The 23301-nt window shown below is 33.5% G+C and carries 22 protein-coding genes; 2 read left to right on the top strand and 20 right to left on the bottom strand.

Annotation, left to right across the window (positions count from 1 at the left end; all coding sequences use genetic code 11):
* Positions 1-251: 251 nt before the first annotated feature.
* Positions 252-584: a heavy metal-binding domain-containing protein gene (locus DVW83_RS11330; RefSeq protein ID WP_104660983.1), complete on the bottom strand. Its 333-nt coding sequence runs from the start codon at positions 582-584 to the stop codon at positions 252-254.
* Between the two features lie 441 nt (positions 585-1025).
* Between DVW83_RS11330 and DVW83_RS11335 the strand changes: the two genes are divergently transcribed.
* Positions 1026-1313, top strand: a complete 288-nt coding sequence (locus DVW83_RS11335) for an IS3 family transposase (protein WP_161569457.1) — start codon at positions 1026-1028, stop codon at positions 1311-1313.
* Positions 1314-1370: 57 nt separating this feature from the next.
* Here DVW83_RS11335 and DVW83_RS11340 read toward each other — a convergent pair whose 3' ends face one another.
* The 5 genes from DVW83_RS11340 to DVW83_RS11365 form a co-directional block, all read right to left on the bottom strand.
* The gene (locus DVW83_RS11340) at positions 1371-2048 is read right to left on the bottom strand and encodes a hypothetical protein (RefSeq protein WP_238699411.1); all 678 of its coding nucleotides are present in this window, start codon (positions 2046-2048) and stop codon (positions 1371-1373) included.
* 563 nt (positions 2049-2611) lie between these two features.
* On the bottom strand, positions 2612-2932 hold the full coding sequence (locus tag DVW83_RS11345) for a hypothetical protein (RefSeq protein WP_129171901.1): 321 nt from the start codon (positions 2930-2932) through the stop codon (positions 2612-2614).
* 319 nt (positions 2933-3251) lie between these two features.
* Complete coding sequence (locus tag DVW83_RS11350; protein WP_104661974.1) at positions 3252-3554, bottom strand: hypothetical protein; 303 nt, start codon at positions 3552-3554, stop codon at positions 3252-3254.
* A 315-nt stretch (positions 3555-3869) separates the two neighbouring features.
* A complete protein-coding gene (locus DVW83_RS11360) occupies positions 3870-4568 on the bottom strand; it encodes a DNA/RNA non-specific endonuclease (RefSeq protein WP_104661972.1) in 699 nt (232 codons plus the stop codon).
* A gap of 2 nt (positions 4569-4570) precedes the next feature.
* Positions 4571-4816 carry a hypothetical protein gene (locus DVW83_RS11365; protein ID WP_086325261.1) on the bottom strand — a complete coding sequence of 82 codons (246 nt, stop codon included), beginning with the start codon at positions 4814-4816 and terminating at the stop codon, positions 4571-4573.
* A 632-nt stretch (positions 4817-5448) separates the two neighbouring features.
* Here DVW83_RS11365 and DVW83_RS11370 point away from each other — a divergent pair.
* The gene (locus tag DVW83_RS11370) at positions 5449-5673 is read left to right on the top strand and encodes a hypothetical protein (RefSeq protein ID WP_086325258.1); all 225 of its coding nucleotides are present in this window, start codon (positions 5449-5451) and stop codon (positions 5671-5673) included.
* A 38-nt stretch (positions 5674-5711) separates the two neighbouring features.
* Here the strand turns inward: DVW83_RS11370 and DVW83_RS11375 are convergent, their stop codons facing one another.
* The 14 genes from DVW83_RS11375 to DVW83_RS11435 form a co-directional block, all read right to left on the bottom strand.
* Positions 5712-11192 carry a helicase-related protein gene (locus tag DVW83_RS11375; protein WP_238699413.1) on the bottom strand — a complete coding sequence of 1827 codons (5481 nt, stop codon included), beginning with the start codon at positions 11190-11192 and terminating at the stop codon, positions 5712-5714.
* Between the two features lie 29 nt (positions 11193-11221).
* Entirely contained in the window at positions 11222-11560 is a 339-nt protein-coding gene (locus DVW83_RS15605) for a TnpV protein (protein WP_238699415.1), read from the bottom strand.
* A gap of 700 nt (positions 11561-12260) precedes the next feature.
* Complete coding sequence (locus DVW83_RS11380) at positions 12261-13019, bottom strand: Fic family protein (RefSeq protein ID WP_137239387.1); 759 nt, start codon at positions 13017-13019, stop codon at positions 12261-12263.
* Positions 13020-13070: 51 nt separating this feature from the next.
* Positions 13071-13340, bottom strand: coding sequence for a Txe/YoeB family addiction module toxin (locus tag DVW83_RS11385; RefSeq protein WP_123863183.1), 270 nt, complete (start codon positions 13338-13340; stop codon positions 13071-13073).
* On the bottom strand, positions 13325-13579 hold the full coding sequence (locus DVW83_RS11390) for a type II toxin-antitoxin system Phd/YefM family antitoxin (RefSeq protein WP_123863184.1): 255 nt from the start codon (positions 13577-13579) through the stop codon (positions 13325-13327). The genes DVW83_RS11385 and DVW83_RS11390 overlap by 16 nt, the downstream gene beginning before the upstream one ends.
* Positions 13580-13693: 114 nt before the next feature.
* Complete coding sequence (locus tag DVW83_RS11395; protein ID WP_123863185.1) at positions 13694-14170, bottom strand: EF0163 family protein; 477 nt, start codon at positions 14168-14170, stop codon at positions 13694-13696.
* Between the two features lie 9 nt (positions 14171-14179).
* Positions 14180-15259 (bottom strand): glucosaminidase domain-containing protein, encoded by a 1080-nt coding sequence (locus DVW83_RS11400; protein ID WP_375731128.1) that lies wholly within the window; start codon positions 15257-15259, stop codon positions 14180-14182.
* 94 nt (positions 15260-15353) lie between these two features.
* Positions 15354-16454 carry a DUF3991 domain-containing protein gene (locus DVW83_RS11405; protein ID WP_137239389.1) on the bottom strand — a complete coding sequence of 367 codons (1101 nt, stop codon included), beginning with the start codon at positions 16452-16454 and terminating at the stop codon, positions 15354-15356.
* A gap of 55 nt (positions 16455-16509) precedes the next feature.
* A complete protein-coding gene (mobP2, locus tag DVW83_RS11410) occupies positions 16510-18456 on the bottom strand; it encodes a MobP2 family relaxase (RefSeq protein ID WP_137239391.1) in 1947 nt (648 codons plus the stop codon).
* On the bottom strand, positions 18456-18830 hold the full coding sequence (locus tag DVW83_RS11415; protein WP_104853510.1) for a hypothetical protein: 375 nt from the start codon (positions 18828-18830) through the stop codon (positions 18456-18458). The genes mobP2 and DVW83_RS11415 overlap by 1 nt, the downstream gene beginning before the upstream one ends.
* Positions 18827-19105 (bottom strand): hypothetical protein, encoded by a 279-nt coding sequence (locus tag DVW83_RS11420; protein ID WP_104853509.1) that lies wholly within the window; start codon positions 19103-19105, stop codon positions 18827-18829. The genes DVW83_RS11415 and DVW83_RS11420 overlap by 4 nt, the downstream gene beginning before the upstream one ends.
* A 380-nt stretch (positions 19106-19485) precedes the next feature.
* Positions 19486-20418, bottom strand: a complete 933-nt coding sequence (locus DVW83_RS11425) for a hypothetical protein (protein ID WP_137239393.1) — start codon at positions 20416-20418, stop codon at positions 19486-19488.
* Positions 20419-20435: 17 nt separating this feature from the next.
* On the bottom strand, positions 20436-22928 hold the full coding sequence (locus DVW83_RS11430) for a VirB4 family type IV secretion system protein (protein WP_137239395.1): 2493 nt from the start codon (positions 22926-22928) through the stop codon (positions 20436-20438).
* Positions 22925-23260 (bottom strand): DUF5592 family protein, encoded by a 336-nt coding sequence (locus DVW83_RS11435; protein WP_137239397.1) that lies wholly within the window; start codon positions 23258-23260, stop codon positions 22925-22927. Before DVW83_RS11435 ends, DVW83_RS11430 begins: the two co-directional genes overlap by 4 nt.
* Between the last annotated feature and the right edge of the window lie 41 nt (positions 23261-23301).

The following is a 23301-nucleotide window of genomic DNA, read 5'->3' on the forward strand; positions in this document are numbered from 1 at the left end:
TTGTGGTTAAAAACATTGTACCGTAAAAGGGCTGTTACATGGCCTTTTATCTTTTACACAATTATATGGACTTTATCTAAAAAAATAAAAGAAAATGCGTAGAACAAAAAATGATCAGAAAAATATTTTTAGATAATTCTGTATTTTCACCAACCAAATTATTAATAAAGTAAGATGTAACAGGAATATTAAATAAAAATATCATAAATACTAGATAATAAATCAATATAACCGTATCTCTAATTTTTGTATTAAACATATTCATTTTCCTCTCTGAGTATTCTTATTGCAGTTCCATAAGCTACTACTGACTGCATATCATTACTTATAGAACCAGAATCAAATCGCATTGAAATAATTGCATCAGCTTTTACTTTTTCAGCTTCTTTTTTCAATCTCTCCATAGCTGTTTTTCTAGCTTCTTCTTGCATTTCTGTATAAGCTTTTATTTCTCCACCAACAAGATTTTTCAAACTAGCTCCTATGTTTTTAACAATATTTTTAGAATGAGTAGTTACACCAAATACTACCTCTATAATTTCGTAATCCAAATGTTTAAGGTCATTTGCTGTTGTAATAATCATAAAAATCCTCTCCTTTTATATTAATCTTTATTACATAGATAATACCAAAAAGAAAAAATACATAAAACTAACAATTTTGTTATTCAATATTGGTGTTAGTATCAAATCTTAGACATCTTTTCGTAGAGCCAGAAATAAATTAAACTTATCTACGAGAGAATGGAAAAATTTATATTTACCAAATCAGTCCACAGGACTGACCGGAAAAGAAGCGGCTGATTTGAGAAAAGAAAATGCTCGTTTGAAAGAGGAACTTGAAATATTAAAAAAAGTCGCAGCCATATTCTCTCGAAAGACCTAAAGTCACTTGTTCGATTCATTTAAAAATGGTGTAAGGAGTACACTGTTTCTTTGTTGTGTCGGTTATTAGAAATTCCTAGAAGCGTCTACTATTTTTATAAAAATAAATCGTTAACAGCTACAGAAGTCAGAAATAACCAATTGAAAAAGAAGATTTCAACGATCTTTTTTGATCATAAACAGAGATATGGTGCAACAAAAATCCATCAAGTGTTGCTAAAAGAAGGAATTTCAGTATCTCTTAATCATGTACAAAAACTGATGAAACAATTAAATCTAAGGTCAATTGTGGTTAAGAAATACAGACCTCAACAGCCTGTTCAGCCGGTTGTTTTAAAAGAGAACATCTTAAATCAGGACTTTTCTACTAAAACTATCTGTGAAAAATGGGTAGCTGATATCACCTACATTCGGAGTCGCAACGAATGAAAAAAAGACAAGCCTATTCGCAGTAGGCTTATCTTTGTACTTCTATTGTATAAGATCTTATCTACTTGTTTTTCTTATCGTAAAAGGACGTTTACGATTTGTTTGTTGATTTTGATTAGAAGTTACAATACTTTCTTCCTTTGGTATAGTGATAAAGTCTGTTTTTTTGAAGCCTTTCGCAACTTTTTTCAAAAAAAATGGTTTAAATTTCGGTTGAATGAAAGATACTTCTTTATTCAATTCTGTTGGTTTATAAACTTGGATAATTAATACATGGTACTTTTTACCTTTAAAAGAAAAGATCACAATATCTCCTATGCCAATTTTCTTATAAACAGTTGGTGGTACTTTGAAATAAACCTTTTGCTTGGTTTTGTGTAAGGTTTTATCTTTCAATTCTAAAAATAGCCCTTCAAAAATTGTCTTTTTATTTATGAATCGTATTTTAGGTACCCCTTCTCCTTTTCGCATAGGAAGAACACCAGGATTTTCGTTAAAAACTTTACTAATAATCGCAGTATACTCGTTTTCTTCTTCTTCGGATCTACCTGTAATTATGTTTTTTACATAAATCAATTGACCATCTTTAGAATACACAAGCATTCCCTTTTGAATCTTTTTTTCTAATTTTTCAGCTACACGAAAAGTAAATATCTTATTTTTTAAGTAGACGGAATCATTTATTCTTCCATGTGCTGGTTGAACATGAACAGCTTCTACTAACAACTTATTCACTTCCTCTCCATTTAATATATTGGCGAATTACCAAATGATATACTATGAATGAAAAAAAGCTATACGTAAACATAGCATCTAAAATTACTTCAGAAACAGACAAAAAATGCTATCGTAACTACGTCTTGAGTATAACATCTATCTGTCAAATGAAAAAGATAAGTACTGCTTGAAACTTCATCAATGAGCAGTACCTATCTTTCTTATTTTTTTATTACGCGAATTGTAAAATTAAGTTAGAAAACAAGGGGGAATCAAATGAATGCTTATTCGTATAAACTGAGAGAACACAACATTTTCTAAAGCATATCGTAAAAGGGGAAGTGTCTAGATAATTAACCAATGGAAAGTTTCTTTGATTTATTGAAGCGAGCGATAGATCAGTATATTTATTATTACAACTATAGGAGAATGAAAACGAAATTGAACTGGCAAGACCTCGTTCAATTTTATGAAACAACACAATTAGATGACTAATATTTGATTTTTTGCACGAAAAAAAGAGTGGATTTATCCACTCCATCTAACTTTTTGGGATTACTACAAAATGATAGGTCTTTGTATTATAGTTCCATATTACTTTGTTGGAATCGATTCATTAGTTGGATATTCTGTTTAGTATGTGGTGGATTTTGCGGAGCAAATCGTGCTAGTACTTCTTGTAATGATTTTCCCTCGTGCCCACTTTTTCCTGGATAAGGTGTTTTTACAGTTGGATATCCAGACATTCGTTGTTGAACAAATCGTGCTTCTTTTTGTACTCTTTTAAATGTACCTCGGTCACATGGATTTTTCATAAAAAATAGATTTTTAGCTTGTACTGTTGCCGATGATCTATGTTTGGTATGGTTAAATAGTTTGATAAATAAATTGAGTTTATTCATATATATCACTCCATGGCTTTTTAATCTTTGCTTATTTTACTATCGTGACATCATAAAAAAAATTTTTTTGTCTTTTTTATTTTTTTAGAGAGAAATTTGGTGTACATTCTCTACGATTTATTGATGAAATCTGAATAGAATTAGATAAATTGACTAAGATTTTAGTTTCATTTTATTCTAGCTTAATTTGACAAATCATATTATTTTAATATAGTTGGAATTATTTTTTTTGCATATTTACGTTATCCGACATACTTAATAATCTTTTTAGACAATTTGGGAGATAATTTTGCTCGATATTTCTTTTCAACCTCTTTGATCATTCCTTTCTAGTAATCTTTAACTTTGAAAACTCATGTTTTGAGATTCCTGCTGCTTGACATATATGTTTTTTGGTGTAACCTAACTCAAGTAAATCATGAATATGTTGAGTAGTTAACACCTGGATTGACCCCGATTTCAACGGATGACATTTATCCATTTTATTATTACCCAATAACGTTCCAAGACGTTCTACTTTTTTTCGAATATCTTGCCTTTCGTACCATTCTGGATAAGGATAGTCATTTAATAGATCCAACATCTGTCGACGGTATTCAAATTTTGTCTGCTTATTCTCCATATCGAAATTTACCTTCTTCCATTTATTTTATATGAAGATTTCCCAATGATTCCTTACAATTCCTCGGTAGTTCTTCTACAACATATACATCCCACGAACAAAATAAGTAAGTCATTGTTCCTGCAGACAAAATAACTTTCCATTCAATGGATAAAAAACTAATCCAAATAACAACTGTTAATATAAACATTACTAAATTACTGTTTATTTTTTTCATCTTGATTTCTCTCCATTCTCTTGTTAGAATGGGGCGTAGGTTATATATTTTTCAGAGGTTACTTTTTGCGGAAGTAACCTCTATTTTTACGCTCTTAATTAATTTTGAACTCTAGAATTTCCCGTCTGATAATCAATGACATAGCCTTCCTGCGTGTTATGAATATAAACATTGAAAGAAATTCCATTATCTTCTATACTTTGAGCTTCCATTTGTATGCCTCTGGAAACTAGTTCATTTCCTCGAAAATCTGGTCTTACTCGATAGCGAACATGATTTCCTGTTTTTCGTAAATACTCTGCCACTTTGTTTTCATACTCTACCATTGCAGGAGTGTTGAACGAGCGTGTACCTGTCATTAAATTTCTTGGATTATTATTTTCTCCAGTTAACTGGTAACCAATCAAATGGCAACGATTATATAGATAATCACCATTCTTCATCTTCTTTTGTTTCCAGCCTGTTGGCTTGATATATAACCGTTCCCTTTCTTCAGTCGGCATCATACTTTTGTGTAACATCGCATTCGCTTCACCTACTCGATTTAGCGAATCTAAATCAGAAAATACTTGCCAATTCCCCTTATCTAAAGACAAGTCTTTCGAAGAAAAAGTTGGCTTATTCTGATTTTTTACTTCTACTTGATCTGAAATCTGTTCAACTTTTTTATCAGATAGCTTATTAAATGTTTCATCGATAATCGAAGTGATTTGCCTTACTTCTTGTGGCTGAAATACACCAATTCCAATACCTATCGCACCAATAAATACGACAATGCCTGAAATAATTTTTTTCAAAACTACTCTCCTTCTGTTTTTATTTCTTCAAAATGCGTCGTTCCTTTTACCAAAGCATATTTCTTTTTGCACTTTAAGCATTCCCAAACATACGTATCATAAAAATGCCCATTTTTCATATAAGTTTTGTGTTTCGCTAATTCAGAACAATCACATTTTACATAAGTTGGTGGCCAGCAATGTGCCTTATTAAAATAATCTACAGGAATATAATTTCTTCCCCAAAAACACTCTCGATTTGAAAACATAAATATTCTCCTTTCATCTATTTTTCAAACTCAATAGAAACCTTTCGACCTTTATATTATGACAAGAAGGGAAATTTCTTGTCATAATACTTCTTTTTAACTAATTCAAAGATCGGAGTTTTGATCTATCCCTGTCTCCTGATAAAAATTTAAATCTTCGTATTCTTTGATATTTTTTGATAAAATTTTAGGCTCAAATGTTCTTTCATCAATCACAATTTCAATTTCTTCTTTTACGTTCCCTTTAAAAACTGTCGCACTTTCGCTTAGAAAATTATCAAACCAGATAATTCTATTATCCGTAATACTAAAATAATTTCTAATTTCATCTGTCGTCCAAAAACAGATAACTTTTGAAGTTTCTAATGATTCCGGAAGTTCAAAGACCTACAAATCACGTTCGTCGACAATTGCTACATCAGAATCAGGAATCAATAGTATCCCATCATCCGTAGCTTCTAATTTTCTTAATATTTCTTTGATTGAATAAGTTTCTTTCATTATTTTTCCTCCCAGCATTTCTTATCAATTAACTTACAAATATATTATAGCACACCTACTATAGTATGTATACCATAATATTGATTTTTTATAGTGGGAATGCTATATTTTTACTAAGGAGTGAATAAAACATGGAAATTAAAACAGAGGAAGAAATTCAAGAATGGATTTATAATAATTTAGTAGATAAAAGAAAAGGTGCTGAAATAACTGGGCAATCAGTTAAAGCTTTTGAACAATCCGTTCGTTTAAAGTACATCCAACCTTTTTATGAAAATGAAGGAAAAGGAAGTGCTAAAATCAAACTTTATAAAAGATCAGATTTAGAATTATATGCAAAAAATAAAAGAAAGTAAAAAGAAGGCAATAAGTACTATGCCTTCTTTTTATACATTTACATTCCCATTTCTATTTCTTCTTCACTACTTTCCTCGGTAGAGTAGTTCATTTCTTCGTCTTCCATAATTTCTTCATCTGTTGAATGCCTATCTGTCTTTTTACTTAGTGAACATTCGATTTCTGTATTAATTCGAGTTTGTTCTGCTACCTTCTCTTTTAATTCCTCTTCTTGAGGGAAAGACTGACCAAGTTGTTGTTTGGCTATTTCTAACTTTTCTTCTGTTTCCTTTAGTTGTTCTTGTTTTTCTAAGACCTGTTCAGGCAATTTTTGGACAACATTTTCAATTCGACGAACCATGCCAATACCTGCTTGTGGATCAATCAACGTTGTATATCGTCCACCTTCAGACTGCAATTTCATTTCAAGCTGTCCATATTGCATTTCACTACGTTTTAGGTGGATACTAAAACCTTGATAAATCCCCACTTTTATAAATTCTTCAGAACGACTATAAGCTTGACACAACTGTTCAAGTTTTTGTGTAGCTTCCGTTCGAGAATCATAAGTCATGTTCATTAATTGAATTTCAAATTCATTATTGGAATATTGTTTTGACAATTCGATATCTTTTTCCAATTGAGTGATCGATTGTTTCATTTCTTGTATTTTTTTCGGATAGTTTTGCTCTACCTTTCTTTTTAGACTCTCTTGTTCATTTAAGAAAGCAGATTGCAACATCCGCAAACGACTAATCTCATTGTCCAATTTCATCTTCTCTGCAATCAATGGATTTCCTGTAGCTAATGCTTTGACTTCTGAGGCGTCTAGTACCGTTTCCGACAATTCATCAACACTTCGAGAAATTGCCTTTCCTGACATAACTTGAGAGATATATGTTTGTTTTTGTTCCTGAATTTGCCATAAGAAACTATCAAACGTTCCTTTCGTCACATAACGATAGATTTGAACTTCTTTATTCTCATTTCCTTGTCTAATAATTCGACCATCACGCTGCTCGATATCTGACGGTCTCCAGGGACAATCAATATGGTGAGCCGCAATCATTTTGTTTTGGACATTTGTTCCTGTCCCAACTTTACTTGTGCTTCCCAACATAATGCGAATCGAGCCTTTTCTCATTTTCTCAAACATCGCTTCTCGTTGTTTATCATTTTTAGCGTCATGAATAAACACAATCTCTTCTTCTGGGATTCCCTTATCCATCAATAATCGTTTCATTTCATCATAAACATTAAATTTTTTTGGATTTGGTGTACCAGAATCAGAAAAAATCATTTGCGTGGAACGAGCTGCTTCTGTTTCTTTCCAAATCGCAAATACTTTATTGGCACAAGTAGCCAGTTTCGTTTTCTTCAAATCTTCAGAATCATATTTTTCTGGATCATAATCTTCAAGCAAACGTGGATCTAAAGCCATTAATTTAGCTTCATTCGTGATCTTCAACATATTATCGACGTCTGGAGTCACTTCTCTTTCTCGTATCGCCATTGCCCGATTCCCTAATTCTTCGACTTTATCTTTTTGATATGGAATTGGCTCAGTAACAATGATTTGAGCTTTTCCTGTTTTTACTTCAGGCACAGGAAGTTTCAACATATCAGGCGTTTGAATATCCGCAACCAAGTTGAACATGTTCATCAGTTCAGGCAAGTTATGGAATTTGGCAAAGCGGTTTTTCATTTGATACCCACTACCTTCAGGATTAATCTCTAAAGAAGAAATAATCTCGCCAAAAGTAGAAGCCCATGCGTCAAAATGACTGACCCCATATGTTTCTAATATATCGGGTTGAAGATATTTCTGCATCGTAAACATTTCAGACATCGAGTTGGAAATCGGCGTCCCTGTCGCAAAAACAACCCCTCGTTGATTATTTTCTTCTAACAGATATTTGACCTTCATTTCCATATCACTGGCACATAAACTATTGGAAGAGTTCACTCCTGCCACATTGGATAGTTTCGTATAAGAATAAAGGTTCTTATAAACATGCGCCTCGTCAACAAATAAGAAGTCTACGCCTAAATCTTCAAAATAAATCATGTGGTCTTTCTTGTCTTGTTTATTTAATTTCTCAAGTCTTTCGTTTAATCGTTTTTCAAAAGAAATCATCTGTTTGATTGACCAAGATTCTTCTTCATTATTCATTTGATATTCCGCAACTGCTTCAGAAACTCGATCAATTTCTTCTTGTAACATTTTCTTTTGTCGCTCTGGCGATAACGTGATTTTTTCAAATTGACTATGACCAATAATAACGGCGTCATATTCTCCTACTGCAATTCGAGAAACAAACTCTTTGCGTTTACTTTTCTCAAAATCTTTTTTTGTGGTAATCAATACTTTTTTGGCAGGATAAAAGCGTAATAATTCTGTCCCAAAATCTCCAACTAAATGATTAGGCACAACGTACAATGGTTTTTTGATTAGTCCATGTTCTTTCATCATCATTCCTGCTGTAATCATGGAAAGTGTTTTTCCTGCACCTACAGAATGTGCCATTAACGCTCTTCCTTCATGTAAGATACGAGCAACCACATTTTGTTGGGCAGGACGTAAAGTAATCTTTTGATTCAGACCAGGAAACTCTAGTTGGCTACCATCATAAGTCCTCGGCACAATGCGATTGAACCGTTCTTCATAGATTGCGTGTAATTCTTCCAATACCTCACTATGATTCATCACCCAACTTTTGAAGGTTTCTTGTAGCTCTTCTTGTTTCGTACGTGCATACATCGTTTCTTTTGGATTGAGTTCGTATCGTTTCTTACCGTCATCATCAATCACTCGATCTCGTACTTCCACTTTTAAAAGATTTAAACTATTTTCCAAAATCAAATACGCATTTGCACGTTTTGTTCCATATTTATTGGTTGTTAGTGCATTTTCGTCTCTACTTTTTCCACGAATAAAATACTTAGAAGCATAGGAATCATACTCTAGTTGAATAATTCCGTTTCTCTGCATGTATTGAGGCGTTTCAAATAATTCATACATAAACGATTGATAAATTTCAGTTGGAATCCATGTAGCTCCCAATGAATAGTCAATATCTCCAGCTTTTAGTGGTGTTGGTTGTGATTGTTCAAGTGCTGACACGTTTTTTTGAAAAATTTCTGGATACGATTCAATTGCTAATTTTGCTTCCACTAATTTCTGTTTGACATCTCCGCTGAGATATTCTTCACGTGTTTCCCAGACATCACCATAAATATCACCTTGATACTTCGTAGGATTGATAAAAATTGAATCCTCTAATTCGTCAATAATTGTTTCTTTGTCTTTTGGATAAATAGAGACCATATAATCAAGATCCACTTTCATTTGACGATTGATTGATAATTGTAAAGCTTCTTGGGCTGTCTCCACTTGAGTAATTTCTTCTGTTTGTCGAATCGTTGCTTGAAAGAAGATATCATCCTTTTGGACTGTTCCATCCTCTTGAACAATTTCAATCGCTTTTAGTAGTGGACAATACTCGTCACGACTAAATACTTTCCATACCTTATTAATCGAACCATAAGACGATACAAATGAATCATAGCGATCATTAAGCTTATTTAACGCAAGCTGAAACTCTTCCTGTGAATAATCTATACTCCGTTGTATTTCAATCACCAAAATCAGAGTTTCTTTGATTTCGACTAACCCTTTAATTTGTTCTGTTGCTTTTAGAGAACCGGAATATTTTTCAATTTCTCCAGCATTATTGTAATATACTTCATTATTAATAATGCCATAGTTAAATAATGGAATTTCTGCTTTAGATACTTCTGTTTCTTTAGAAGTTAGCTCAATCGTTTCTTCTTTTGTTGAACTATTTATTTGACCATCAAAATTCAAGAAAGCTTGATTTAAATGATCAATTAAGTCTCCTTCACGTGGTTTGACAGTTAACGTTTGACCTCTGAAATTCTTGATAGCTAAATCACCTAAGACCATCTCTTTGTGACGAACAAAATAATTATTCATTATCACTTCTGGTATTTCTGGATCTGTGCCATCAAAGACCCAACTTGGGGAATACTTTAATTCTCGCTCAGAGTTCTTCTGGAAGAAAAGAATATCTGTCACCACATCTGTTCCTGCAATTTTCTTAAAGGCATTGCTTGGTAATCGAATAGCACCTAATAAATCAGCTTTTTCAGCATATTCTCTTCTAATAGAAGAATCTGATTTGTCCATTGTCGACATCGACGTAATAACTGCTACAATTCCGCCTTCTTTTGTGCTATCAAGGGCTTTTTTAATAAAGTAATCGTGAATCGCATATTTTTTAGAATAGTTTTCATCTTCAATTTTGAAGTTGTCAAAAGGAATATTACTAATGACTAAGTCAAATTTATCTTTATTTAAAGGAGTTTTCTCAAAACCTGTAATTTCAATATTCGCGTCAGGGTGCAATTGTTGCGCAATTTTCCCAGTAATTGGGTCTAATTCCACCCCATAAAGTGTAGAATTTTCTCTGATTGTTTTTGGCATAGCCGAAAAGAAATTCCCTGTTCCTGTCGAAGGATCTAAAATTGTGCCACCTTTAAAGCCCATCGCTTCAATTTTTTGATAAATTGCTTGAATAATACGTGGATCAGTATAATAAGCAGTCAATACGCTTTCTCTAGCTGCTCGATAGTCCTCTGCAGATAACAAAACTTTCAACTGATTCCGTTCACTTAAATATTGGTCATCACGTTCATCAAAAATCGCTGCCAAACCACCCCAACCGACATATTTTGCAAGAATTTTTCGTTCTTTGTCAGTAGTTATTCGCCCAGGTGTCTGACTGATTTCTTTCGATAACCGAATCGCTTCAAGATTTGCTTTGATTTTTTCTCTTGCTTTACTTGGATAAAATTGAGTAACATCTATATTTTCAAAAGAAAAACCATTTGTTTTATTCCGAGAAATTTGTTCAAATATTGTTTCGCCATGATTGATTCTCTCTTTTTTAGATTCTATTTTCGGAATAAATGCGACTTCAGTTCCATATCCTTCAGTTACAACAGGTTTTTCTTCCGTTTCTATCTCTTCTAAATCAAATAGTGTTAATTCCTCTGCTTCAGTATCCATTTGACTTAACTCTTCTTTAATTGATTCTTCTTTCTTTGATTGCACAAGTTTAAGTTCTTCTTCAGTTAGATACTCATTTTGACGAATTAACAAACTGATACGTTCCTCAACCTCCGACCATTTCATTACACGTACATAGTCTTCATTATTGATTTTCTTAATTATCGTAATCCCTTTGCTTGGACGACAATTCATCATAGAAAAAGAAGAGCCTTGAATATCTAGAGTAGAACCTGACCAACCATATTCTTCTTTTAAAAAAGAAGCTCTTTCCTTTTTGGAAAGGGTTCGTTGATATAAATGGTAAATGCGTATTTTTCCACCTTCAACGCCTGATCCACGTCTCAATATGTTGTTTAGCTCTTCCTCTGTAAAATCTGGAGTAATTTCTTCGTAATCAGGATTTTTTTCAACAAAAAAAGACTCCGAAGATTGTTTTTCTTCCAAGTCTTTTATATCTATATTAGATTTTACCTCTATAGAATCTCGTTCATTGCGAGTTCGATTGCTTGTTCTCGAAATTGTGTGAGAATCTTCGATTTTTCCTCGAAATCCGCTTGTTGAGCTGGTGTCAGTGGATTGGCTTCTTCCAATGCTTCCATTAATTCGGTTGCTCTGTTCCAAACTTTCTTGTCGATTTCGTGTCCCCACTTCATCAGATCGCCTTCCATCAACTTGATTTGATATTCCACTGGATTTTCTTCCTGAAGCTTGTCTACGGCTATTTTCCCAAATCTCCCTAGTGGTTCGTTGTGTGGATACTCGATTTTCGGAATCAATTGTCCTGTCTCGTTCTCGTAGTAATCTAAGTTCATCTTCTCTCTCCCTTTCTTTTTTATAAACTAAAATTTCTTTGCTTAGAAATTGATTGATTGTGTTTACATTCGTTAGAATTTCAACAAACAGAGAAAAATTTTGTAACTGAGTTAACTCAATATTCTTTATTTTAGGAATTTCAACTCCTAAACTTTTACTTTTGGCTAAAGATACTCCTAAATCTATAGATAATCGACGAATAATTGGATCAGCATTCAAATCAATTTGTTCATCGATTTGATCTTGAATTTCTTGAGAAAAAAAGAGAGCCCATTTTTCATCATTGAGTGTATAGTCAGGAAACTGGATCTCTTTTCCAACGGTCTGAGATACATCAAAAAAATGGCTAATAATCATACGATTTTGCTCACGATGAAGTACCGTAATAGCTTTCTCCCCTTTTTTTACATATCTACCTAAGGACTTCCATGTATCAAAATCTGCAATATGTGTTGCCTTTGGCTTCTGACCATGTATAAAGAGTTGACTAGATAAATCATACTTATGGAGCAACTTTATTTGATTAAGAAACTGAATGAAAGATTCAGAATCAGTTGTAACTTGCAAAAATGTTTCTTTAAATAATTGTTTTAAGTTTTCTTGTTTTTGATTGTTCATGTTTTCCTCCCACAAAGATAAAAGAAGGAGGAGCGGATACGCCCCTCCTTAGAAAAGGCGTACCCTTTTCTATTCAATTTTTTATAACTCTAAATCGTGTTCCTGTACTTTTTCTTTTTCAATGAATTGTTCTTGGCGCTTTTCTTCCTTGGCCATTTGTTCAAGAGCATACTTCATTAGCCCTCTGACATTTTGTTCAGCTAATAACTCCAGATATTGACCTTTGTCTTCCGTTTGAATCACTAAAGGTGGAAATCCCTCTTTGAGTAAAGAATAATTCATAACCAATCGCCCCGTACGTCCATTACCATCACTAAATGGGTGGATACGTTCAAATTGGATATGCGAATCCAAAATTGCTTCAAGTTGTTCGCCTTCAGTTGTAGAAACAACTAACCGGTAATTTAGATTATCAATAAGTTGTTGCATTAAAAACGGAGTTTCCTGCGGTGAAGCTGTATCAAAGTCTGCCCCTAATATCGCATTTTCATTCGATTTGAATCGACCACGATCAACAATTAATTTATCCATTAGTCGTTCATGGATATCTTTAACTAAAGAAATGGATAATTCTTCGTTCTCTTGTACTTTTTCCAGCATTAATGCAAAAGCACCTCTATGATTTTCAACTTCAAACAGCTCACGTAGTGAAGTTCTTTCGGGAACCGTATTATGCAAAATGATAGAAACAGTTTGAGGTAAAGATATCGTATTTCCCTCAATAGCACTTGAATGATAAGCTAATCGAACTAAAATATCATCTAAGTATTCTGAAGGGAATTGCTGGTTATGAAATTGATTACGCGCGATAGAATACTCATCGTAAAAATTATAAGTCATTTTCTCACCTCTAACTTTCTTTGGGAGTTACATGGTGCTAGTATATTTTTTCTAATTTAATCCACGTTCATAATGTGACCATACAGAAAGGATAACTACCACATTTTCTTTTATATCTATGCTATAAACTAATCGGTGCTGTATATTAATTCTTCTTGAATAATATGGAACACCAACTAATTTTTCATATGGTGGTGGAGTTTGAAAAGGATTTTCTCGAAGCACTTGAATCAGTTCATCAAATTTTTTATGCAATCCTGCTGCTTTCAATTTTGGTAAATCCTTTTTGGCATTTTTCTTAATCTCTATAGTGAATCCCAATCAATTTCACCTAGCTCTTCTGTGCCTTCATTTTCGTGACGTTTAATTTGATTGAGAACCCCTGTATTTTGTAAATATAATGTTTCTTGAATCGCATTCCAATCAGATTTACTGATCATAACGACACTCTCATTCTCATTTTTTGTATTGATAATTTCTACAGGTTGATTATCAGAAACAACGTGCCTAATCAACCCATAAATATTATTACGAGCATTTGTCGGTGTAGTGACTTCCATTATGTTCACATCCTTTTTTGTTTATTCACCCTTGATTATAGCGTACGCTTTGGCGTTCGTCAATATTTTGGTTATAGAAAATAAATGAACATAGAAATTGTTTAAGTTAAGAATTTAATGTACATGAAGTTGTTCATAGCGGAAATTGTCAATTTTATATTGACCATCTTCTTCAATCAGTTGAACAACAAATAGGACTTCGTTTTTTACACCACGACTATCTTCTTCACCCAATAATGCATATTGCTTTTCATTATCTGTATCTTGAAACACTTTGACAATTTTTCCTATGCTACGAAATTTAGCATCTAAATCCACATTAATGCCATTCTCTTCTTGGCATTTTTCTGTCATATATTCTTTAACTGATTGATTCCGTTCCTTTAATGAATTGAAATTTAAAAATTTATTTCCAAATGCTAATAGCATGGGACGTGGATTTTCTGGTTCTTTACTTATTTCAGTCGTTGGATCTTCCGAAAGCATAGTTGACTGGCTTGTATTTGTTTCTGCTACTTTCGTTTCCTCTTTTTTATGACAGCCCGAAAGAAAAAGAACCGCTAGTAAACTGAGTAATATAACTTTTTTCAATCTTCTCTCCTACTTTCCACTTTGTTGTAAATAAGGCAATGGATCTAACCAAACACCATCATTTGTAAATGCTGAAGCTTGTGCAGCATACCAATCGCTCTTAGTAAATCCTAAGTGTAAATGTGCCGTATCTCTTATTCCTATTACTTGTCCTGCTTTGACTTTATCTCCCACTTTCACACGTGCATTTGAAGGAGAAGAGCCAAATTCCTGATACACCATACTTAAATCACCATCCTTTATCACAATGACACATGAGCCTAGTGCTGCAATACTTGGATTACCAGCAAATACGACAGTTCCTGCATGAACCGCATGTATCTCATTTCCAGGGTGATCAACCGATCCAAAATCTAAGCCATTATGGAAACCATTCACGCGAAATCCTCCTCCAGGATTTTTTCCAAAAAGTTGTCCTCCCAAAAATGAACTTCGATCTAAACTTGAACCAGGAAATGGATTGTACCATCCGCCACCTAAACTACCAGTACTTCCGCCACTAGAAGTTGAACCAATACTTCCCCATTTTTTGATCGCAAATTCATCGTATTCAGTTAGATTATAGGATTTAATAATTCCCATAGCTCCTTGATAATATGCGCTTCCTTCGGTAATTCCTGCCGCTGCATACCCACCTCTGCCTAGAATTAAAAGACATTGACCAGGGTCTTTGTTTCCAACGCACGCATTAAAGTTGGATTGAGTAGCCACCATGTAACCATAATATGCATAGCATGCTTTTGCATCGGGAAATTTCATGTAATTTCCTCCCTCACTTCCTCCGACACCTCTGGCACTCCCTTTAGGGTAAGGACAACCTGCATACCAGGTTATCCCAAAATAATTATGATCATTTTTTCCAGAATAAGATTGTCCATAAGCACTTTCCCATCCTAATTGCGAAAGAATGACTGAAGGTAATAATTTGTATTTGACTGCCGCTCCTACAGCATATCTCGCGTGTTCATCTGTAATGGGGCCTCTACCTTTAATTTCCTCAAAAATAGGTAAATCTTCCGTATACTCTCCGGTAAACATCCCTTCTGAATAAGAACTCGTTTCTTCTGTTGCCCCCACTGATCCGATCATTTGTGTAATCATATTTAGCATAATAAAGAAAGGAAAAAGTAATAGAAGAATACCTGAACCTAAAACCATTAACTTTAATTTCATTCATACACCTCTAGGCTTGTTCCATCACGTATTCTTCTTGAACCATCATGGATTGGTCTACAGTTTTCAAATGATTAGTCTCTTTTAATAAATCATTGTAATCAAAGGTTTCAGACTTCCCCAATTGTGATACTGGTAATTCTTGACGAACATTATAGTTGATAAAAGTTTCCGAATATCCCTTTTGTGCTAAATATTTTTTAAACCGATCAACAAACTCTCGTCCTGCTTCGTCATTATTCACACACAACGAAATACGTGGGACAATCGTTTTCTTCCCTTCTGCCAACTTTCTATTAGATTCTAATACTTTTCTAAAATAGGCTTCCACTACTTGGTGCTTCAATCCTGACATAGCACAAAATTCAGTATTTATAAATACTTTTTTTGCACCAAAATAATTTTCTTTATACAAAGAAAGGTAACTCATCACTTCAATTGGGCCTTCAAATACTTTTAACTCTCCAGTAGGAAGTTTGGAGTTTAAACTAGCATAAAACATTGCATCTTTTTGATTCCCTGGGTGTTGGAAAAGAAAATAGGGACGCTCCTTAATCATTCTTTTTTCTTCTGGTAAAAAACGCGTTCCTCGTAATTCCACTCCTACCACTTCTGGATTCGTTGGTTGTGTTCGATCAAAAAATTTAAAAATAATATTCTGATAACGATCCTCACCAATTAAATTAGCTTGATTAAATAATGTCACAATTGTTGGGTCAATTTCTCGTTCCTTTGTTAAATAGGAAAATACTTCAGAAAAGTGGGGTTGTTCCTTAATATCTCGTTGATAATTTAAAGGTTCATTCTCTTTTACTTGATAATCAGCTTCAGACAATACTTTGACTTCACTTCCTAAAATATCACCAATAGCTTCTTCAAAAGAAAAATCATAAAGTTTCATTGCTAATATGATACAGTTATTTACTGCAGGTTGATCAATTTCTTTATTGAAAAACATTACTTTTCGACGACTGTCATATACCCAACTAGAATGTTCCGTATGACGATAATAGTTCCCTTGACGTTGAAAAGTTTCTCCTTTTGAAATCATATATTCTAAAATATCTGAATTACGTGCTTCCTTAATTTGATTTGGTGAATAATAACTCATCTAACATCCTCCTTTAGCTATAAAAAAAACAACTTTAATAAAAGTTGTTCACTCGTCAAACTGATAGATCTAAAATGTTTCGTTCATAAAAGCGTTCATTCCGCCATTGTTCTGTATTCTCTCGCAATACACGTTGTAGTTGATACACTTGTTTTCGTTTATCTAATTCTTTCTGCCATTCTTTTTGTAACATGGTACGTTCTTTTTTGGATAATGGAAAACGCCGTTTCTTCGTCAATTTGGATTGTTTTTCAGATAATTGTTTTGTACGTTGATACATGGAACGCACCTCTTCAGCTTGATCTTTGAATAAATGGTCATAAGAATCTTCTGTTGGTATGGATTGTTCCAATGATTGAAAGTAACGGTGCCATTCTTCCGCTGTTGGTGGTTCATTTTCTTTATGTTGGAAAGGGTTATTTTCAATCTTCTCAACTGATTCTTTCAAACTTTTTACAAATTCTTTTTGGTATTCTGATACTTCAGCACCTTTTGGTAAATAACTCTCAATAAAGTTTTCAATTTGCTCATCTAATACTTTTTCTGGAATCCGTTCTTGTATGGAATTTGAAAGAAGCATTTTTTTCAACTTAGGGGGGAAATTGCTTTCTTCCACTTCTTGAATGGTCATTATTTGCTTATTGATTGTTCGAAGTTTCCATTCCTTTTTTAATTCTTGTTTGTATTGTTCACGTTCATCGTTTTCTTCCTCGATTACATTAATTTTTTCTTCTTCCGTACGAATATAAGCCAACAAACTTTCCAAAACTGGAGGCTCGTTGGCTCGGTGTCGTGCAGGATTATTTACAATTCGTTCGAGTGCAAGTTGAAAAGCTTCAGTCGATTTTATTTGATTATCCTCTATGGTTTTGTCACAATCAGTGGATTGATCATCTATTATTCCATCTCCTAATGAACCATTTACTTGTCTTTTTTTAGGAACGAGATCCATCGCTTGAATTTCTTTTAAAATGTGGTTTCCTAGACGTGTGTATAAAGTGTGAATTTTATTTTCAGAACTATTTCGACCTTCTCCAAATGCAGACTCTTCTTCTGATTGAATATATGCTTGTCGATCCATCATTTCTTGATACAACTCAGGAAAATTTTGGTCGATAAAAGACTTGATCACTTTGTCTAATTCTTTTTTAAATCCATACTTTTCTGCATAACCATATTTTTGGTAACCTTTTTGTTCCGGTAGTTTTTCAGCAATACATTGTAAATCAATAAGCATGTCGTGCAATTGCTCTTGCCCTTGATCAGAACGTATTCCCTCAATCATTACTTTGCGTAACACATCAATTTTCGCACGTTCTTTTTGTAAACCTAATAATTGATTGGCAAAAACTGATTTCATTTTCCGCATAGTCTTACGTGAGCGATATCCTTTAACTTCAGTAACTAACTCACCTGTTTCTTGATCGACAAATACTTTTTTCTCTCTGGTCGGATAAGGTTCAACAGTCGCCACATGAACATGAATGTTATCTGTATTGTAATGAATAGAAGCTGTCCAAACCGCTGAATCTACCATCTTTTCTTCTGTTAACATTGTTGCCATAGCTAAGCGAATCGCTTCATGAATTTTTTCTTCTTTTAATCGATTGGTTTGCTCATCTAAGTAGCCATGTTGAACCAACCATTGGTTGTCAAATGAAAAAACATCTTGCCACATGACACTTCCATTTTTAGCAGCGGCGGTAAATTGTTCTTTCATCCTTTTTAAATCACTTTCATGCAATTGGTGTTTATCTGCGGAAAATAAACGAGACGTTTTGACAGGATTCGCCATATAATGAATATAGCCTTCTAATGTTTCGTCTTCATCTCCTTCATATGCAGCACCCGTCCCTTCTCTATTCGTAAAAGCGGAATACCTATCGTAGGATTCATTACGAACAGCTTCTTCTCGATCCATATAATCAATATAAGACTGAAAAGCAGACGAACCTGGTCGCGCAAATTTTCCAGTCATGATAATCCCAGGAGACGAACTCATCAATCATTCACTCGCTTTTCAAAGTGACGAAAAATCTCCTGATTACGTTTCATCTCTAAATGATTTTCTGCTTCACTCAAAATATTATTTGGTTCTTGGTCAGACGGTTTCAGTTTGGGTAAAGCTTCATAATGAAGTCGTGTATTTTCAATTTCATAAACCACATTCATTTTGTGTTCTAAATTTCGCAACAAACTTTTTCGCAAGCGACGTTCTTCATCTAATTCTTCTTGGAGTTGTTCGATCATTTTTTCTTGTGCTAAGTAACGATCCGCTAAAATATTCACCACACCAGTTTTCGTTCCACCAAATTTTCCCAACATTTCATTTAATAAATCTTCTGTACGATGGTTAGGATTAATTGAAAATGTCATTGATTATTTTCCTCCCTTATTGGTTCTTGGACTAAAGGGATTAGCCCTTGTTGAACATTTAATAAATACGCTTGTGTGTTTAAGTCTAAGTGAGCAATCACATCATCCACCATCGCCTTCATTCGTAATTCTGTTTCGATTACTGCTTCAAATCGTCCAGCCTCTCGAATATATTTTTTTAGTTGCTCGGAAGGATTTTTTTTATTTTTTTTACAATAGATTTTAAATTGTTCCCACTCTAAATCGTCTACATTTCTCAATCGAACTTCTGTCACTTTCTTACCTCCGTTTATTTTTTAAAATGGAAATTAATTGTTTTAAATTCTCCCCTTTGTTCGATAAAAAATAATAGATTCCATAAAAAATACAACTCATTAAAACAGCAAGTACAAACAAACACAGCACGAATCGAATCAATTATCTCCCTCTCTTTCGTTCTAAAATGTAATTTGCAATTACTAGTGCAAGGGCATAAGACAAAAAGGGGGACAAAATCGTCCCCAACCCGACAGTGTCGGGCTTTTTGCGTGTGTCACAAAAATAGCCGTTTTCACAATTTTTGTGAGGGTTACACAATTTTTGTTAACCAAAAAACAATTTTTGTTAGCAGTTTAACATTATTTATGAGCTATACTTTGAGATAAATCGACAAAACTCAATACTCTTTTTTACGATAATCTTGAATTTGTTCATGAAGCTTTTGGATCTTCTCCTGCAATTCCTCATTGTTAGATTCTGCTTCAGTAATTTTTGTTTCATACTCACTAATTTGTGATTGCTTCGTTTGAATTTCTTGATCTGTTTCCTCAATTTCTGTTTTTGTTTCGTATTTCTTTTCGTTTTCTAACTCCTTAATTTCACCCTCAATGCCTTCAATAAATTTTTGACTTTGACGAATTAAATCTTTGTTTGTTTTGATTAATTTTTCTGATTCTTCGATTTGTAACTCTAAACATTTCGCCAAATATTTATCCTCATTTTGTGGTTTTGCCTGTGAATCTTCTGGTACTTTTTTTCGATTCATAAACAAAGCACCTTGGACTGTTTCTTCATCTGGATCGACTTCTTTTCGACCATAGTTTTCAAATAAATCTTGAATACTTTTTGGATCGAAGTCAGGATTTGTTGGAGAAACAATTCCAATATCAATGACAATTGATTTCCAATTTTCTGGAATATGAGAAAGCTGAATTAAATAATAATTTTCAGTTAGGCGAATTAAATGATGAGGAATTTCCTGTTCTGTTTTTGATTCAGAAGCAATCATTTCTAGCTTTCCACCCTCTGGAATTGTTCCATCTGCTTTCAATAGTATTTCAGCATAATGTGTCTTTTCGTTATAGCCTCGTTCCAATTGTGTGAGGGTTAAATCATTCAAAGAAAGACTATGATTTACACCGATAGGCGTGTCCGCTAAATCTTTTTCTGTCCCTAAAAGAATGGAAGGTACTGAAAAAAATAAGACCATTCCTAACGTAAAAAAAAGAGCCATACGATAAAATTGATCCGCATGCTCGACAAAAAATCGTTTCGTTTTTTTCCATTTTTGTTGAATAAAAGTAACGATAAGTTTCCACCTTCCTCTCAAAAAAATAAACTTCTAAATTAATGACCGCCGGCAAAAATCTCGATTTCTTCTTTCGATAAATCAATATTCAAATGGAAATTTCCTTTCCCTTTGATTGCTAAAATTGCTTGCCCTTGATTGAGATTAGGAATACTTTCTAACTCGCTCTCACGTAGTGTTTCTTTGAAAGAATCTTTTAGTTCATCAATCGAACTTGGGTCTTGTTTCATGATAAAAGTGTAAGTAGACAGCTTCAAAAGTTTACGAACTTTCTCCTTAAAATTGTCAGATGCACCTTTAGAAAATAAGTCTGAAATATCATGAGTAGCTAATCCTAATCCTCCAAAAGCTTTACGTGCTTCTCGCTCATATCTATCAAGTAAATCAATGGCATCCATGTTTTCTTGTCGTGTAATATTATGAAATTCATCAATCACTAGCAAGGTTCGTATCGCTTCTTCTGGACGTTTCAAATGATTATCTACAAAATATTTTTCTCTCATACCTCGTGTCATTGCAAGATTCCATACTAAGAAAAGAAGATTATAAAATTGAGCATTAAATACTGCTTTTCCCTTATTCAATAAACTACTTAAATCAAATGAAACAGAGTAATAATCTTCAAAATTTAAAGTAGTATGACGATTAAAAATTTTTCCATCTGATCGTAGCATTGCTTGACTAACAGAATGAATTTTATCTAACCTTTTGGCTTCAAATTCTGATAGTGACGAACGAATTTTCTTCTCTTCTTCATATAATTCATCATGAATAAATCGAAAAAAATCTTCCAACAAAGGATATTGAATCGCTTCATATTGAGTGGCATTTTCCAATACCATTTGGTGATCAGAAAACCACTTTTCGTAGAACAAATCAATGTACATATCCAATGACGTATTTAACTCAGGATCATTTTCTCCATGTATATTTGCGAAGATAATTTTTAATTTATTCTTACTAACGTTGTAACTTTCTTGCTCATCTACTTCACCAGTCAATTCATTAATAACTGTCGCAAAAATTTGGAAAGGATTTACTGTTCCATCACGACCAGAAGCGTCTAGCGATAGACCATCATAAGCTTTCATAAAACGATTATTCTCAGCATTAGCCATAAAATAATACGTATAGTTACCTAACAAATGATTGTGACTACCAATTTTTTTCAATGTTGAGCTTTTACCAGAGCCAGGAATACCTAGTAAAACAAAATTATAAGAAAGACGCATATAATCCTTATGCCACATATCCAAAATAACCAATCCACCTGTATTTGTTCGACCAAAGTAAAGTCCTCTCGGATCAATTAATTGGCTATAATTCAATGGATAACTTGTACCTAAATCATTCGTCGTCAACTCTTTCCCTTGACGATTTTTCGCTTGCTTTTGTTCTTTATGTGATCGATAAAGTGCTAATAACTCTGTGTCTTCCTCCCCTAAAAAGAATGAAGATTTATATCCCCTAAGAGCAAGCCGTTGATTGATTTTATCTGCTTGTTGTTGAACTTCATCTTTTGTTTTTCCTGAAATGTAGTAACGTGTCGTCACTTCTTTCACGCTCTCATTACCTGTAATCATTTCTTCCATCAATTCTTTCAGTAATTGATACTCAATACCTGCTTCTTGTCGAATGTCTTCTGAGAATCCCTTTCTTGCATTGTCACGACTCTCTCCAATGGATTTATTCAACTCTTTTTTTATTTTGGATAAACCCAAGTGAGAAATATCAACTGTTGTAATCACTCCTGGTTGCCGAAAAATTTGTTCTCCCCAATAAAAAAATTCTTTCTTTGCGTACTTATACAAATGAGAGACACCGATATAATTTCTTCCTGTTTGGCTAAACCAATTCCCCTTAAAAGTAATTCCCGTTTGTGGCATGATTTCACTCATAAACTTCCAATCTTCTTTCGCCTTATTACAATAATCAGGGTCTGACAAAGTATCATCAAATTGTGGAGGACGATCGCCTAAATTGTATAATTGGTAAAGCAATCCTTTCTTTTGCGCCACTGAAATCGGATGAATATGAATATACTTATTCACACTGTGTAACACTTCTGAGCGAGCATTTTCTAAAGCTTCTCGTGTTTCACCAAAAATTTGAATATAAACAATATCTTCCAAAAGCGACTGTGATTGTTCAAGTTCCCACACTTTATGCTCTCGTTGCTCTTTAATATACTCGCTACTCTCTTTAGGGAAACGCTCATACAAGTAATCGATTTGTTGGGTTGTATCCGCCGCATATCCCATAAAAATTAACTTAATATCTGATGTAATACTTCGGAAAAAATCCACATAGCTTTGAATCCCTTGACGTTGGATTTCCGTTGGTTCTTTACGAATGGAGTAGTTTTCTAGTAGTAAATAGTCTGTAAATCCATTTCTTGTGACAATGCAATCTTCTTCAATGATAGATACATGATTCATCAGTTTCAAAACACTATTTGATAGCTTATAATTTGGTTTAAGTTTCTTTTTTTTCTTTCCTGTTTCCTTTTTTAAGGAGTCATCAATGATCATTTTTCTGCCTCCAATATTTGTTTATTTTCTTCAAATGCTTCTTCTTGTGTAGAATAAATTGTATCAGGATAATAAATCGTTAAATCCTTCTTTAAAAGGTCAATAAGCGTTGTAATATTCTTTTGACTTGGTTTCATTGGTGACGGCAACATCCAAAAAATAGTTACCATTACAAGAAATAGGCGAAACCACAAGCGTAAAGATGGATAAACTAAAGCTGCAATATAATTCCAACCATAAAGTAATACACCAAAAAATACAGCGGCATCCATTAAAGTATAAACACCTCCGACACGCATCGTATCCGTAATTCGGTTAGGTCGAGTAAACATGTTTGTTCATTCCTTTCATTTATCAGTAAAAATTGAAGAAC

Source organism: Enterococcus sp. VV15 (assembly GCF_005236045.1).
GTDB lineage: Bacteria > Bacillota > Bacilli > Lactobacillales > Enterococcaceae > Enterococcus_B > Enterococcus_B durans.

Excerpts from the sequence above, each read along its gene's own strand:
- DVW83_RS11330 (WP_104660983.1), bottom strand. The coding sequence starts at position 584 with ATGATTATTACAACAGCAAATGACCTTAAACATTTGGATTACGAAATT.
- DVW83_RS11345 (WP_129171901.1), bottom strand. The coding sequence starts at position 2,932 with ATGAATAAACTCAATTTATTTATCAAACTATTTAACCATACCAAACAT.
- DVW83_RS11350 (WP_104661974.1), bottom strand. The coding sequence starts at position 3,554 with ATGGAGAATAAGCAGACAAAATTTGAATACCGTCGACAGATGTTGGAT.
- DVW83_RS11365 (WP_086325261.1), bottom strand. The coding sequence starts at position 4,816 with ATGTTTTCAAATCGAGAGTGTTTTTGGGGAAGAAATTATATTCCTGTA.
- DVW83_RS11370 (WP_086325258.1), top strand. The coding sequence starts at position 5,449 with ATGGAAATTAAAACAGAGGAAGAAATTCAAGAATGGATTTATAATAAT.
- DVW83_RS15605 (WP_238699415.1), bottom strand. The coding sequence starts at position 11,560 with ATGAACTTAGATTACTACGAGAACGAGACAGGACAATTGATTCCGAAA.
- DVW83_RS11380 (WP_137239387.1), bottom strand. The coding sequence starts at position 13,019 with ATGACTTATAATTTTTACGATGAGTATTCTATCGCGCGTAATCAATTT.
- DVW83_RS11390 (WP_123863184.1), bottom strand. The coding sequence starts at position 13,579 with ATGGAAGTCACTACACCGACAAATGCTCGTAATAATATTTATGGGTTG.
- DVW83_RS11400 (WP_375731128.1), bottom strand. The coding sequence starts at position 15,259 with ATGATCGGATCAGTGGGGGCAACAGAAGAAACGAGTTCTTATTCAGAA.
- DVW83_RS11405 (WP_137239389.1), bottom strand. The coding sequence starts at position 16,454 with ATGAGTTATTATTCACCAAATCAAATTAAGGAAGCACGTAATTCAGAT.
- mobP2 (WP_137239391.1), bottom strand. The coding sequence starts at position 18,456 with ATGAGTTCGTCTCCTGGGATTATCATGACTGGAAAATTTGCGCGACCA.
- DVW83_RS11415 (WP_104853510.1), bottom strand. The coding sequence starts at position 18,830 with ATGACATTTTCAATTAATCCTAACCATCGTACAGAAGATTTATTAAAT.
- DVW83_RS11430 (WP_137239395.1), bottom strand. The coding sequence starts at position 22,928 with ATGATCATTGATGACTCCTTAAAAAAGGAAACAGGAAAGAAAAAAAAG.
- DVW83_RS11435 (WP_137239397.1), bottom strand. The coding sequence starts at position 23,260 with ATGTTTACTCGACCTAACCGAATTACGGATACGATGCGTGTCGGAGGT.